This is a genomic window from Polaribacter sp. KT 15 (assembly GCF_900143115.1).
GTDB classification, from domain to species: Bacteria; Bacteroidota; Bacteroidia; order Flavobacteriales; family Flavobacteriaceae; genus Polaribacter; species Polaribacter marinaquae.
Genome location: NZ_LT670850.1, coordinates 2631152 through 2645872, shown reverse-complemented (window position 1 = coordinate 2645872; position 14721 = coordinate 2631152). Strand labels below are relative to the sequence as shown.

The window sequence follows — 14721 nt, the reverse complement described above, 5'->3', positions numbered from 1 at the left end:
CGGTTTTTTTTATCTTCATATTTACATGAACGGCAATTATTTTTTTTGAATATAAGAACCAGATGCTATATAGGTTTGTTTGTCTTCTTGGTATTTACTTACTCCAAACCCAGGATGAATGCAATAACTACCAAATTCTCCTTTTTTATTTAAAGCCACATAACCAACCTGAAAGTTTTTATAATTAGGATTAGAAGAAACAATTCTTTTTACACCTTCTTCGCAAGCCTCTTGTGGCGTTCTACCTTGTCGCATTAACTCTACAATTAAAAAACTACCAACCGTTTTTAAAACTTCTTCTCCCATACCCGTTGCAGTTGCGCCACCAATGGCATTGTCTATAAACAAACCAGAACCAATTACAGCAGAATCACCTACTCTACCCGCCATTTTATAAGCCAAACCACTTGTTGTGCATCCGCCAGAAATATCACCATTTTTATCTATTGCTAACATACCAATCGTATCATGATTTTCAATATTGATAATTGGTTTGTATTCCGATTTTTCTTTCCATTTCTCCCAAGCTTTTTTTCTTGAAGCTGTAAGTAAATTTTCTCTAACAAAACCTTTAGATACCGCAAACTCTTCTGCTCCTTTCCCTGCCAATAACACATGCGGCGTATCTTCCATTACTTTACGTGCCACAGAAATTGGATGTGCAATATTTTCCATACAAACCACAGCACCGTAATTACCATCTTTATTCATAATACACGCGTCTAAAGTTACATGTCCGTCTCTATCTGGCGTGCCACCGTTTCCTACCGTTGTGTTATTTACGTCTGCCTCTTCCACTCTACAACCTTGTTCTATTGCATCAATTGCAGTACCGCCATTTTTTAAAACTTCCCAAGCAGCTTTTGTGGCATTATGAAAACGCCAAGTTGCTACAACAACAGGTAAAACCGCTTTTTCATCTTTTTTAGTAATTGCATCTTCTTGTATAGTTTCTTTACATGCAATTAAAGATGAAGAAACCGTTACAATACCCAAACCCGTTACAGATGCTTTTTTTATAAAATTTCTACGTTTCATTGAATAAGATTCTAAAATTTCTACCAAATATAACAGAAATTAAAATTTAGTGTTCTTTGCTATTACTTATTTTGATAATAACTAATAAAAACAAGTGCATTTACCTATTGATTATGTAAATTGAAAAAGATAACTTCGCTAACTTCGATTATAAGTCATTAAAACGACAAGATAATCGTATTAAATTAGCGAAACCTTTTAAAAAATTTAGATTTTAAAAAACCAGTACCGTAACCATAAAATTGGGTTAAAGAAGTTACTATACTTAAAAATGCAACTTTTATACTTTTGTTTTGAGACAAAGAATCTAGAAATAGTATGCACAAATAAAAGCAGTAAATGTAAAATAGTTGTGGGTAACCAAAAAACACCGCAATAATACTTAGATCTAATCCTATTATAAAAACACTAGGAAACCAATAGGTAATTTTGGCTGTTTCTGGATACTTTTTATTTAAAATAGGTCTTGCTGTACCAAAACCAAAGGTTTGGTTAAAAAACTGGTTAATTGTGCTTCTGCGTTTATGATATACAAAGGCTTTTTCTATTAGTTGGGTTTCAAAACCATTTTCCCACAGTCTAAAAGTTAAATCGATGTCTTCGCCGTTTTTCATTTTAGAAAAACCCTGTGTGTTTTGAAAGGCTTTTTTAGAAAGCCCAAGATTAAAACTTCTGGGCTGAAATTTACCGACACTTTTTTTCTTTCCTCTAATTCCGCCAGTTGTTACCACAGACGTCATCGAGTAATTAATGGCTTTTTGTAAATCTGTAAAACTTTCATGCGCTGCATCTGGTCCGCCAAAAGCATCTGTAAAATTGGTTTCTAAAGCTTTGTTTACTGCAGTTAGATAGCTTTTAGGCACCAATACATCAGAATCTAAAATAATAAAATAGTTTCCGGTTGCTTTTTGCATTCCGAAATTTCTACTTGCTCCTGCCCCACTATTCTCTTTAAAAAAATATTTTAAATCTAATATATTGGTATATTTTTCTACAATTTGTTCGCTTTTTTCTGTAGAACCGTCTTCAATTATTAGAACTTCAAAATCATTAGAAAAATCTTGTTGGGTAAGACTTTCTAGCAATTCGTCTATTTCTTTAGGACGATTGTAAACGGGAACTATGATAGAAAAATTAAGCTTCAAAATGTGTTTGAAATATGTGTTTTGTAAATGTAGAAAAATTAAAAAAGCTGAAAGTTTTTATTTCTAAAAATTTCAGCTTTTAAATATGCTTTTTGTTTTTTCTGTTTCTAATTGCTAGCAAACAAGTTTAGCCCTGATTGAGCGGCATGTTTGAGCTCTTTTGAGGCACGAAAAAAGCGAGTAGCGAAAGCAGGAAATAGCTTCTAAAAAAAATTACTCGAATTTTTCTATTACAGCATCGCTTACGCCCATATTAGAGAATCCGCCATCGTGAAACAAGTTTTGTAAGGTTACTTTTTTTGTTAAGTCTGAAAACAGAGAAATTGTATAATCTGCACATTCTAATGCGGTTGCGTTACCTAACGGCGACATTTGGTCTGCGTATTTTATAAAACCATCGAAACCTTTAACACCGCTACCTGCAGTTGTTGGAGTTGGCGATTGAGAAATGGTGTTTACTCTAACTTTATGATCTCTACCAAAGAAATATCCAAAACTACGTGCAATAGACTCTAAATAGGCTTTATTGTCTGCCATATCGTTGTAATCTGGAAAAACTCTTTGTGCAGCCATGTAGGTTAAGGCAACTATACTACCCCATTGGTTCATGGCGTTTTTGTTGTACAATACATTCATAGTTTTATGAAAAGAAACTGCAGAAACATCCCATCCTTTTGTTGTAAAATCGTACTTAGGATCTGTGTAATGTTTACCTTTTCTTACGTTTACAGACATACCAATTGAGTGTAAAACGAAATCTATTTTTCCGCCTAAAATTTCCATAGATTTTTCTACAAGGTTTTCTAGATCGTCCATAGAAGTAGCATCTGCAGGTATAATTTGCGAGCCCGTTTTTTCTGCTAAAGCATCTAACTGCCCCATTCGCATTGCAATTGGCGCGTTTGTTAAAACAAACTCTGCACCTTCTTCATGTGCTCTTTCTGCAACTTTCCAGGCAATTGAGTGTTCGTTTAAAGCTCCGAAAATAATACCTTTTTTCCCTTTAAGTAAATTGTACATATGTATAAAAATTTAATGCTTTTTTTAATTTAGTAGTTCTTTTGCATGTGTTAATGCCGATTCTGAAATGTCTTTACCACTTAACATTTCTGCAATTTCTTTAACACGCTCTTCGGCTGTTAATTGTTTTAAATTTGTGGTAGTTACACCGTTAACTTCTGCTTTATACACTTTATAATGGCTGTTACCTTTTGCAGCAATTTGCGGTAAATGTGTAATTGCAATAACTTGCATATTCTTACTCATTTGTTGCATTATTGCCGCTATTTTATTAGAAACTTCACCAGAAACACCGGTATCGATTTCATCGAAAATAATGGTTGGCAATTGTGTGTTTTCTGATAAGATGGTTTTAACAGATAGCATAATTCTAGACAACTCACCACCAGATGCAACTTTTTTAAGCTCGCCAAAGTTACCACCTTTATTTGCAGAGAATAAGAATTCTAACTTATCTTTTCCGTTTGCAAAATAGTTTTTGGTTGGCTTTATTTTTATTGAAAAACGGGCGTTTTCCATACCTAAATCTGCCAATAAAACTTCTAATTGTTTGTTTAATTTTGGTATTGATGCAGTTCTTGCTTTTGTGATTAAACCGGCTACTTTGTCTAATTTTTCTGATACAGAGGCTATTTCTTGTTGCTTTTTTTGTATAAACTCGTCTGCAGATTCTACGGCAACAACTTTTTCTGATATTTCTTCGAAAACTGCTAGCAATTCTTTGTTAGAATTAACCAAATGTTTTTTCTGTAAATTGTATAGCAGTTGTAATCTATCATTGATTTCTTCTGCTTCATTCGGATTAAAATCTACATTTTCGTTTGCGTCTTCTAATTCTGAAACAACATCATCAATTTCTATTTTTACGGATGTTATTCTTGCTGATAATTCTTGATATTCTTTAGAAAAAGATGCAATTTTAGACAAACGATTGTCTAAAGTATTTAGCAAGTTTTGGATGCCTATTTCTTCGTTTATTGTTAGCTCTAAAGCTTCTGCTAAATTATCTTTAATTTCTTCTATGTTGTTTAGCTTTTCTAGTTTTTCTTCTAAAACTTCTTGCTCATCAACTTTAATTTTAGCGTCTTCTAACTCTTTAAACAAATGCAAATTGTAATCGTACTGTTTATTTGCTTCTTGCTGTTTTTCTTCTAATTTTAAAAGTTCTCTTTTTAATTTATTTAACTGCGAAAAGCCTCTTTTATATGACGCTATTCTTGGTGTATTTTTGGCTAAAGCATCTAATATCGAAAACTGAAAATTAGTATCAGACAATTCCATTGTTTGATGTTGCGAGTGCACATCAATTAATTTTACTCTTAATTGGTTTAAAACCGTTAAGGTTACAGGTGTATCGTTTATAAAGGCTCTAGATTTACCAGATGGTAAAATTTCTCTTCTAATAATGGTTTCTGCTTCGTAATCTAAGTCTACTTCTTCGAAAAAATCTTGTAAATTATAGTTAGAAATAGCAACTTTAGCTTCTACAATACACTTTTTTGTAGTGTCTTTTAATGATGACAAATCTGCCCTGTTACCTAAAACCAAGCCCAAGGCACCTAATAAAATAGATTTACCTGCACCAGTTTCTCCTGTAATTATAGACAAACCCGAAGAAAAATCGATACTTAATTGATTGATTAACGCGTAGTTATTTATGGATAATTGTGATAGCAAATTCTCTAGATTTTAAAAGATAAAATTAGTGAAAATTTGTTGAATACTAAACATCGAAAATTTAATTATAACACAAAGGATAAAATTAAAATCAGTAGATTTTAGTAGAGAAAAATTAAGTAATTCTCAACTATCAAAAAAACCTAATCTAACTTTCTCCACTTAGAATTATTATTGGTAGAAATTTTTCGAACAGTTTGTATAAGACGTTGTTTATTTCTTGTTTTGGTATCTTCTGAATATAGATTTACAATTTCATCTGCTTTCGCATCAAAAAACAATCTAATTAAATAATTACCAACTGTTTTGTTGTAAATACTTTCTAACGCAATTACACTATCTTCTATACTTTGTTGTGCAGAAGCTTTTGCACCTACAAGATTATCAAGTCCGTTTCTATGATAATTGTAAAGTATATTTCTGTAAGCTTTTAGTTTAGGCGATATTAAATTATCTATTAATAAATATCTGTTTTGTTTACCAACAACATTTTGCCATGACGATAAACCGCTTTGTTGCGCTTGTAGCATTACATTTTGCGCTTCTTTTAGTTCCTTATCACCAGCAAACTTGCCAAATGTATCTGCATCTACACCAATAATTATATTTGCATAAAATACAATGGTAGAAATTAAATTACTGTCAAAAGCATTTTTATTATAAATTAAAGGGTCAAACTCGTTGTATTTAAAATTGAATTCGTTGTCTTTAATGTTTAAAACAGGCGATGGATAACTAGAGTTAAAAACGGGTCTAGATGATTGTACTTGCAATGTGGCAGTAAAATTATTGTTATCTCTAGAAGTGATAATAATTGTCATAGCACAATCGATACGTTCTTCTGGCTTTACAGTTCTATCTGTCCATTTTGTTTGATTGATATACTCGCTTAAAGCTCTCTGTAAAGTAGTAAATACTTGTTTGTTAGAACCCGCAATTTGATCTGAATTAACGGTTACCAAACAATTTAATTCTTGTGCAGTAAAAGTAATTACAGTAAAAAATATAAAAAGTAGTGATGTTATTTTGCGCATACTCAAATTTAGATTTTTTATTAAAAGAAAGCAACAGTTTGTAATACTATTAGAATCTTATTTAAGAATTCTTACTACAATTTCATTCATAATATCTTTTGCTACTTCTACTTTAGACTTTAATTGAAATGATTTTTCATTTAAATCTTTATCAATTACCGTAACTTTATTGGTGTCTGTTGCAAAACCTGCTCCTTTGTCTTGTAAAGAATTTAATACAATTGCATCTAAATTCTTTCTTTTTAATTTGCCTTTTGCATTTTCTAGTTCGTTATTAGTTTCTAAAGCAAAACCAACTAAAAATTGCTGTTTTTTAATTGCACCTAAAGAAGCTAAAATGTCTTTTGTTGGTGTTAACTCTATGTCTAACGTAGCATCTTTCTTTTTTATTTTCTGAGTAGCAATGTTTTTTGGTTTATAATCAGCAACTGCTGCAGATAAAATAGCAATATCTACATCAGCAAAATAAGAATGTGCAGCGTTGTACATGTCTTCTGCAGAAACAACGTCTATTCGTTTTACTAAAGAGTGTGAAATTTTTTGATGACTTGGGCCTGAAATTAAAAAAACTTCGGCACCTAAATTTGCAGCAGCTTTTGCTATTGCAAATCCCATTTTACCAGAAGAATGATTTCCAATAAAACGCACAGGATCTATCGCTTCATAAGTTGGTCCTGCTGTTAGTAGTACTTTTTTACCTTTTAAAGGTAAATTCGATAAAATATCATTTTCTATAAATGAAACAATATCTTCTGGTTCTGCCATTCTTCCTTCTCCTACCAAACCACTTGCCAATTCGCCAGAAGTTGCAGGAATTAAAATATTGCCAAAACTTTGTAATTTATCTAAACTTTGTTTCGTAGACGGATGTATGTACATATCCAAATCCATTGCAGGTGCAAAATAGACAGGACATTTAGCAGATAAATAGGTAGCTAGTAAAAGGTTATCGCAAGTACCATTGGTCATTTTAGACAATGTATTTGCTGTTGCAGGTGCAATTAACATATAATCTGCCCACAAACCTAAATCTACGTGATTATTCCATAATTCATTTTCATCTTCTTTAGAATAAAAAGTCGAATGAACAGGATTTTTAGAAAGTGTAGAAAGTGTTAAAGGTGTTATAAAATCTTTAGACGCAGGAGTCATAATAACTTTAACTTCTGCGCCTAATTTTATAAATAAACGAACTAAACTAGCCGTTTTATATGCTGCAATACCTGCAGTAATCCCTAAAAGAACTTTCTTATCTTTTAAAACAGACATTACTCTGCTTCTGGGTTTCTATGGTATACTTTTTCGTTTAACCATTCTTCAACTGCCATTGCTGTTGGTTTTGGTAATCTTTCGTAAAACTTAGAAACTTCTATTTGTTCTTTATTTTCGAAAACTTCTTCTAAAGAATCGTTATATGTAGCAAACTCATCTAACTTATCTACTAATTCTCTTTTTAAATCAGAATTAATTTGATTTGCTCTTTTTGCTATGATAGATATTGCCTCATAAATATTTTCTGTAGGCGCTTCAATTTCATTTTTATCGTAAGTAATAGTACTTAACGGTGCTTTTGTATCTTTATAATCCATCTTAAATAATTATTTCTTTTGTATGTTCTGTAATTCTTTCTGCTTTGCAATTAAAGCTTCTACTCTAATTTTTTCTGCTTCTAATGTAGCTACCATTTTATCAGAATCTTCCATAAATTGAGATTCAGGAAAACTCTTTTTTAATCTCTGATATGCTTTCATTGCAGCTTCAATTCTTTCTGGCTTTCTTCTATCTGTACTTTTTAATACAAAATCATGCGCCGCTTTTAATCTATAATATAAAGCTTCTTCTTTAAATTTTGTTCCTAAAAAGTCTTCTAGTAAATTATCAAAAGCTTGTATAGATGCTTTGTAATTTCTTAAATCGTAATCTGCCGTTCTGTAATAAGTTTTCGCAATTTCGAAATACTTTCTTTCTAACTTAGTTCTAAGTTCAGAATAATATTTGTTTGCTTCTGCAATTTTATCAGAATCTGGATACGTGTTTATAAAACTTTGAAAAGATTCTAATGCTTTATTTGTATCTGTAGGATCGATACTAAACCTTGGTGATGCCAATTTATAACTGTATGCAGATAAAAATGCAGCTTCTTCTTTTTTAGAACTCTTTGGATAACTTTTTGTAAAACGATCGTAATAATATGCTGCTTGCGCGTAATTTTTTACATTAAAATTAGATTGCGCAACCATAAATTGTATACGCTCCATTTGAGGTTTACCTCTGTAGGTTGGTGTTACTTTTTCGAATAAACGTAAAGCCTTACTGTATTTCTGACTTTCGTACATCTTTACAGCCATCTTATACTGCTCTTCTGATGTACCTTTATTTAATACTTTTTGATATTCACCACAAGAAAACAGTAGTAAACTAAGAACAAATAAATACGCTAAATTTTTAATTTTTTGCATCGGGCAAAATTAGTGATTAATTATGGATAAATAAAACGATTTTTTACACAGTTGTTTATGCTATGTAATTTTCATTACAAAACAACAAAAAATAGCCATAAACCGCTACTAAAAGTTTGTTAATATTAAACTTCTTCTTCTGGTGCTGTGATTAATTGTTTGATGTCATTATCAAATAAATAAAAACCACTTTTATCGTCTCCTATTAAACTAATCTTATCTAAAATATTTCTAGCCAAAGCTTCTTCTTCTATTTGCTCTGAAACGTACCACTGTAAAAAGTTATGTGTTGCATAATCTTTTTCTTGTAAACAGATATCTACCAAATCGTTTATAGATTCTGATACTGCTACTTCGTGATTAAATAATTCTTGAAACATTTCTTTAAATGAACCAAAAGAAACTGGTGGCGCTGCTAAAGGAGAAATAATTGCATGCCCACCTCTTTCATTAATAAACTTTACCAATTTTAGCATGTGCATTCTTTCTTCATCAGAATGTGCGTACATAAATTGAGAAACACCTTCAAAACCTTGTGTTTCTGCCCATGACGCCATTGCTAAATATACTTGAGAAGATTGTGCCTCTACCGTTACCTGTTTGTTTAATGCGTCTTGAATTTTTGGTTTTAACATGTTTTATCTTTTTTAGTAAACTTAAAAGTTTTTTACAAAATTAGCAATTTTTGCTTGAAGTGTTGCACTTGCTTTTACCAAAGGCAATCGGACTTCATTTTTACAAATACCTAATTCTTGTAAAACTGTTTTTATTCCGGCCGGATTATTTTCTTCAAAAATCAAATCAATAATAGACATTAATCTAAAATGCATTGCAAAACCTTCTTTGTTATTGCCTTCTAAACCATCTTTTATTAAGGTAGAAAACTCTTTAGGATATGCTTGCCCAATAACAGAAATCACACCAGATCCGCCTGCAAGCGCAATACTTAATGCCAAATCATCATCACCAGAAATCACTAAAAAGTCTTTTGGCTTGTTTTTTATCAACTCTAAATATTGTTGCATATTATTACCTGCTTCTTTTATACCTACAATGTTTTCAAAATCGTTTGCAAGTCTAATAGTCGTTTCAGCATCCATGTTTTTTGCTGTTCTACCAGGCACATTATATAAAATAATTGGCTTTTCTGTTGCTTCTGAAATTGCTTTAAAATGCTGATAAAAACCTTCTTGCGTTGGCTTACTGTAATACGGCGCTACAGATAAAATACCATCTATATTCTCTAAATTGGTTGTTTTTATATCTTTAACAACCTCTAAAGTATTATTACCACCAATTCCTAAAACTAAAGGAACTCTACCCGCATTTGCAGTTACAATAACATCTATAATTTTTAGTTTTTCTTCTTTACTTATAGTTGCACTTTCTGCAGTTGTACCGTTTATTACTAAATAATTGGTACCATTTTCTATATTAAAATTAACTAATTTAATTAGTGCATCGAAATCTACACTTAAATCTTCATTAAAAGGTGTAACCAAAGCTACTCCTGTTCCTATAAACTTTTGCATTCTATAAATATTTTGATAGACAAAATTACAATTTTAAGATTAATATTTTACCGATTTTAATCTCTATTAGAAAGAATAAACAACTTTAAAAAGAAAGTTTAATTTTATAGCTTTTTTAAAATCTGTAAGTATTTTTTAACTTCTTCTGTAAAAGTTTTGTGATTTTTTATTTCTGATGTAATTTCTAAATGATAAAGCTTAGAATTCACATTAGAAAACCCTACTTTAAAATCTGCTTTACTTTGTAAAACGGCTGTTTCTAAATACATATTATTTTCATTAAAATAACCAACTAACAAGTCTAAAGGTTCGTCTAAAAAGCTTTTAAAGTTCGTTTGAAAATAATTTCCGCTCCAGTTTATGTCTTTCTCTGTAAAATGTTTGTAAGAAATTTCATCGTTTTTATTAAAATCTCTTTTGCTGTAAATTTTCACATTTTTGACTCCCAGAGTATTTTCAAAAACTTTTTGTAAGTCTGTCTCAGCTGATATTTCTTCTGAAGTAATGATACCAACAGATTGTATTTTTTTTAAAGATGACGCACTCGTTTCTTCTTTTAACGAAACTAATTTATCTAGTTTCTTTTTTAAAACGCGCTCTTTTAATCCTTTAAAAATCATTTAGTATCTATTTGAAAAAAAATAAAAATAGTAATTATTATCTTAAGTTTCTTGATTAATTATGCATCATTTTAGCGTAATATTTACCTAATTATTTGCAATAACATAGAATCAATTTTGTTTTTAGTGTTGTCAAATTATAAATACTGAAAAAACAGCATTTACATCGATTGCAAAAAACAACACCTAAAACACTATTAAACAATAAAATACATAATCAAAAACTTATAAAAGCTTTAAATAAATTAAGAATTAATGATTTTTTTTATTTTTAATTTGTTTTTTTAACATATTTTTTACTATTATTGTAATGTTGTTTGATAATTCATTATCAAATAATATTTAACCCCTAACTGGTAAATAATTTTTATACGTTCTTTTTGCCCTAACAAAATCTACGTTATTATTATAAAAGCATTTACCCCTATCTAAAAAAGCAACTACCTAAAAGTAGTTGCTTTTTTTGTGCTCTAAATTAACCAGAAGAAGTTATAATTTCATCCTATTATCATCAGATTTTGTATCAATTAATTTATTGTACGGATCTACACCTACCTCTATAGGCTTTTTATCTACAACAATAGAAATTGTATTACGAATTTGTGTAATCTTATGCTTTTCTAAATACAATTGCTTTTCTTTTTTTACGCCGTCTTTTTCTTCTTCAGTAAAAATACCGATATCTATATAATCTTCTAATTTAACAGACAACAAAGGTTTGCTTAACTTCTCGTTTGTATAACTTAATGTATCACCTACTTTTTGGCCATAATATTTTTTCCCTTTTTCATCATTTCTGTATTTAGAAACCTCAAATTCTATATCAACTTTATATTTTCCGTTTTCTAAAGCTGTAGATTTTGCATCAACAATTCTATTTTTGTACAACGTAACTGTTTCAAACATATCTTTAATAACATATTTTAAAGAATCTGGTGTTACCTCTTTAATATAATTTACCATTTCTAAAGAAGTTGTATAAGGTGCTTCTTGAAACTTTACTTTTTCTACATATTTTTTTAAAGCATTATTTAATTTTTCTTCACCCAAATAGTCGCTTAATGCATAAAATACTAAAGATCCTTTTTGGTAACGAATATAACCTTGCCCATCATTGTACATTAATGGTTTTTCTCTTTTTGTTTCTAAAGTTCTCTGAATCAAATAACCGTCTAATGCTTCTTTTAAAAACGTTCGCATTTTTGGCTTACCATTTTGATGTTCTAAAACTTTTAATGCTACATATTCCGATAAACTTTCTGACAACATTGTTGCGCCTAAAACATCTGCACCAATTACTTGATGTGCCCACCATTGATGCGCTACTTCATGAGCCGTTACTGCAAAAGGATAATCTACTCCGTCATCATTTGTATCATCTACAGCCGCAATAAAACCAAATCCTTCTGAAAACGGAATTGTGTTTGCAAATGATTGTGCAAATGTACCTTGTGTTCTCGGAAACTCTATAATTCTTAATTGTTTGTGTTGATACGGACTAAAGTTTTTCTCGTTATAATTAATAGACGCTTTCATACCTTTTAGCATTCTGTCTAAATTATAATCGTGTTGTTTATGATAATAAATTTCTAAACCTATTCCTTTCCAAATTTCTTTTTTAACTTCATATTTCGCTGAATTAAATGCATAGAAATTCAACATTTTACTATCCATTTTATAATGAAAATACTTTCGATTTCCTTCTGTCCATTCTTTTTGCAAATAACCAGGCGCAATCGCTATTTGATCTTCGGATGTTGATACGGTTGCTTCAAAATCTATCCAATCAGAATCTTTAGAAATATAGGTATTACCCAATGCTGTAGAGTCTGTTGGTAACGGACGCAAATTATTTGGTGGTAAATCGTATTTTTTTCTCGTTTTATCATCAATCAATTCTCCACCAGAAGAATATCCTAAAGAAGGAAACATCGAAAAATTATTGATAAATGTTCCGTTTGCTAAAACTGGTGATTTTCTTTGAAAAACAGTGTTTTCTTTACTTTTTACATGTACAGTAAGTTGTAACGAATCACCCGGTAAAATTTTATTTTCAAACTTGTAAATATCAAAATTAAAAACCGTGTCTTCTAAAACTAAATTATTTGGTTTATTAAATTCGAACGTATTTTCTAACGAATTATGATTTAAGAAAATACTATCAATTGCAGTATCTGTTTTATTAATCATTGTAAAAACAGCGTTTGCTTTATAGGTTCTTTTCTTAGGAAAAATAGCAACATCTGCTTTTACAGCAACAATTCTTGGTTGCTTATAATTCTCGTATTTTTTATATGATTTTTCCCATTTTACAGCATTCAATTCTGCTTGCTTAGATGCAGAATTTTTCTCTTTAGATCTTGTTGCTGTATAAATAGTTGCACCCAAACTTATAAAAGCAATTGCAACAATCACCAAACTAATTATTTGTGGCATCTTAAATCTAGATACAGCTATGTTTAATCTTTCTGAAAAAGAATTTGGTATGCCTCTAACCCAAAATAAAATACTTAAAATCAATAAAATTGTTCCGCCTAAAATCCAATACAATTTGTACCATAAATATCTAGATAATGCAGATCCATAACCATTCATATCAGAATAACTAAAACCTGGCCCTTCGTTATATTTAAAAATTGCCAATTCAATTCCTATTAAATCTAAAAACGGAATTCCGATTGCTAATATCAGCAATACCAACAAACCTAAATACTGGTTTTTAAATAGTGTTTGAATAAATATTGCTAAAAATGCCCAAACCACATAATTTAAAAATTTTAAACCAAATAATTCTTGAATATACAACCCAATCTCAAAGTTGTAATAGCCTTGATATGCTTGAAACAACATACCAGAAACCATAATTACAGCCAATAAAACCAATTGCATTTTTAAAATAGCGATAAACTTAGAAAACAAAAGCGTCCAGTTTGGTACAGGTGTACTATCTACCAAATGATTAATTTTTGCAATTCTTGCTCTTTGCACCAACATACCTGCATATAAAAAAGTACAAATATTAATTACAAACAGACTAAAAATATTTCCGCCACCTAACATTTGCCAAGTTACAGGCAATGTATCTGTTCCAAAAATTTCACTTGAAATAAATAAAGTACCAAACAGCATTAAAAGCCCTACAATTAATATTGATATAAATGGTAAACTTTTAAAAATGTATTTAAAATCGATGTTAGACAATTTCCACATCACTTTTAGGTTTTGTAAAAACGAATAATCATAAGTTACTTTAGGCAAAGTAATTTTTGTAACTCCACTAAAGTTAGATTTTGTTACTCTTTCTGATTTTGATTTTTTTAACGAAAATGTTACCGCATTTTGGGTAAACTTAAAATACTTATAAACCAATCCAAAGATTAAACTAGATACTAATAACCATATCAAACGATTATAAATTACTAGTTTTCCTATCGGAATTTGCAATTCATTCTGTTCTGAAACAGTCCAATATTTTGTATAATAAGAAGACGCAGAAGAACCAAAAGGATCTAACAACGCTAATAAACTTGCTTGCTCTGGATCTGATAAAATGCTAGAAATTGCCCCTTCTACAAACATTAAAATAATTACTGTAATAAATCCAGCGGTTACATTTCTAGAAAAAGTAACCACAGCAAAAACTACGGCACCAAAAAATAAAACATTTGGTAAAATATAAACCAAATAGGTTTTTAAATAGGTAACAATATTAAAATTTGCTACAATTTCTTGATTGGTTCCTGGAAATCGAAAACCAATAATCATACCTAAAGCTATCACTAAAACAATCGCAGAAACCACCACGATTCCGCTAAAAAATTTAGCAAATAAATAATTAGCCTTCGTAAAAGGATACGAATATAAAATGGTATGCATTTCACTTTTAAAATCTCTATAAATTGAAACACCAATAATAGAGGGAAATAAAAAGAAAATTAAAGTGGTAAACCCATTAAATAAACCTGTAATGCCTATTGGCGAGTTTACAATTCGAGAAGAACCCATGGTTCCTGTAATTCCGTCCCAAATACCTGCAGATGTTGCTGATAAGAAGAAAGAAATTATTAAAAATATTGAAATATAAATGTAAAAAACTGGCTTGTTAAACCAATATTTTAATTCTTGTTTAAAAATTGTAGAAAACATAATAAAATAGTTTTAAGCGATTCGTTTTAAATATTCTGTTTTTTGAGTTT

The 14721-nt window shown here is 30.1% G+C and carries 12 protein-coding genes; all 12 read right to left on the bottom strand.

Features of this window, described 5'->3' with window-relative positions:
- Positions 1-36 precede the first annotated feature (36 nt).
- Positions 37-1038, bottom strand: a complete 1002-nt coding sequence (locus tag B5464_RS11765; protein ID WP_079739021.1) for a N(4)-(beta-N-acetylglucosaminyl)-L-asparaginase — start codon at positions 1036-1038, stop codon at positions 37-39.
- A gap of 185 nt (positions 1039-1223) precedes the next feature.
- Positions 1224-2183, bottom strand: a complete 960-nt coding sequence (locus B5464_RS11760; protein WP_079738510.1) for a glycosyltransferase family 2 protein — start codon at positions 2181-2183, stop codon at positions 1224-1226.
- Between the two features lie 213 nt (positions 2184-2396).
- The gene (locus B5464_RS11755) at positions 2397-3203 is read right to left on the bottom strand and encodes an enoyl-ACP reductase (protein WP_077808918.1); all 807 of its coding nucleotides are present in this window, start codon (positions 3201-3203) and stop codon (positions 2397-2399) included.
- Between the two features lie 24 nt (positions 3204-3227).
- Positions 3228-4880 carry a DNA repair protein RecN gene (gene recN / locus B5464_RS11750; RefSeq protein ID WP_079738509.1) on the bottom strand — a complete coding sequence of 551 codons (1653 nt, stop codon included), beginning with the start codon at positions 4878-4880 and terminating at the stop codon, positions 3228-3230.
- Positions 4881-5023: 143 nt separating this feature from the next.
- Positions 5024-5914, bottom strand: a complete 891-nt coding sequence (locus B5464_RS11745) for a DUF4835 family protein (protein ID WP_079738508.1) — start codon at positions 5912-5914, stop codon at positions 5024-5026.
- A gap of 57 nt (positions 5915-5971) precedes the next feature.
- Positions 5972-7183: a bifunctional phosphopantothenoylcysteine decarboxylase/phosphopantothenate--cysteine ligase CoaBC gene (gene coaBC, locus B5464_RS11740; protein ID WP_079738507.1), complete on the bottom strand. Its 1212-nt coding sequence runs from the start codon at positions 7181-7183 to the stop codon at positions 5972-5974.
- Positions 7183-7503, bottom strand: coding sequence for a DNA-directed RNA polymerase subunit omega (locus tag B5464_RS11735; RefSeq protein ID WP_077808914.1), 321 nt, complete (start codon positions 7501-7503; stop codon positions 7183-7185). The genes coaBC and B5464_RS11735 overlap by 1 nt, the downstream gene beginning before the upstream one ends.
- Before the next feature lie 9 nt (positions 7504-7512).
- Entirely contained in the window at positions 7513-8373 is an 861-nt protein-coding gene (locus tag B5464_RS11730) for an outer membrane protein assembly factor BamD (RefSeq protein ID WP_079738506.1), read from the bottom strand.
- 125 nt (positions 8374-8498) lie between these two features.
- Positions 8499-9008, bottom strand: coding sequence for a ferritin (locus B5464_RS11725; protein WP_077808912.1), 510 nt, complete (start codon positions 9006-9008; stop codon positions 8499-8501).
- 21 nt (positions 9009-9029) lie between these two features.
- On the bottom strand, positions 9030-9905 hold the full coding sequence (dapA, locus tag B5464_RS11720; protein ID WP_079738505.1) for a 4-hydroxy-tetrahydrodipicolinate synthase: 876 nt from the start codon (positions 9903-9905) through the stop codon (positions 9030-9032).
- A 104-nt stretch (positions 9906-10009) separates the two neighbouring features.
- Positions 10010-10525 carry a hypothetical protein gene (locus tag B5464_RS11715; RefSeq protein ID WP_079738504.1) on the bottom strand — a complete coding sequence of 172 codons (516 nt, stop codon included), beginning with the start codon at positions 10523-10525 and terminating at the stop codon, positions 10010-10012.
- A 489-nt stretch (positions 10526-11014) separates the two neighbouring features.
- Entirely contained in the window at positions 11015-14671 is a 3657-nt protein-coding gene (locus B5464_RS11710; RefSeq protein ID WP_079738503.1) for a M1 family aminopeptidase, read from the bottom strand.
- Positions 14672-14721 lie beyond the last annotated feature (50 nt).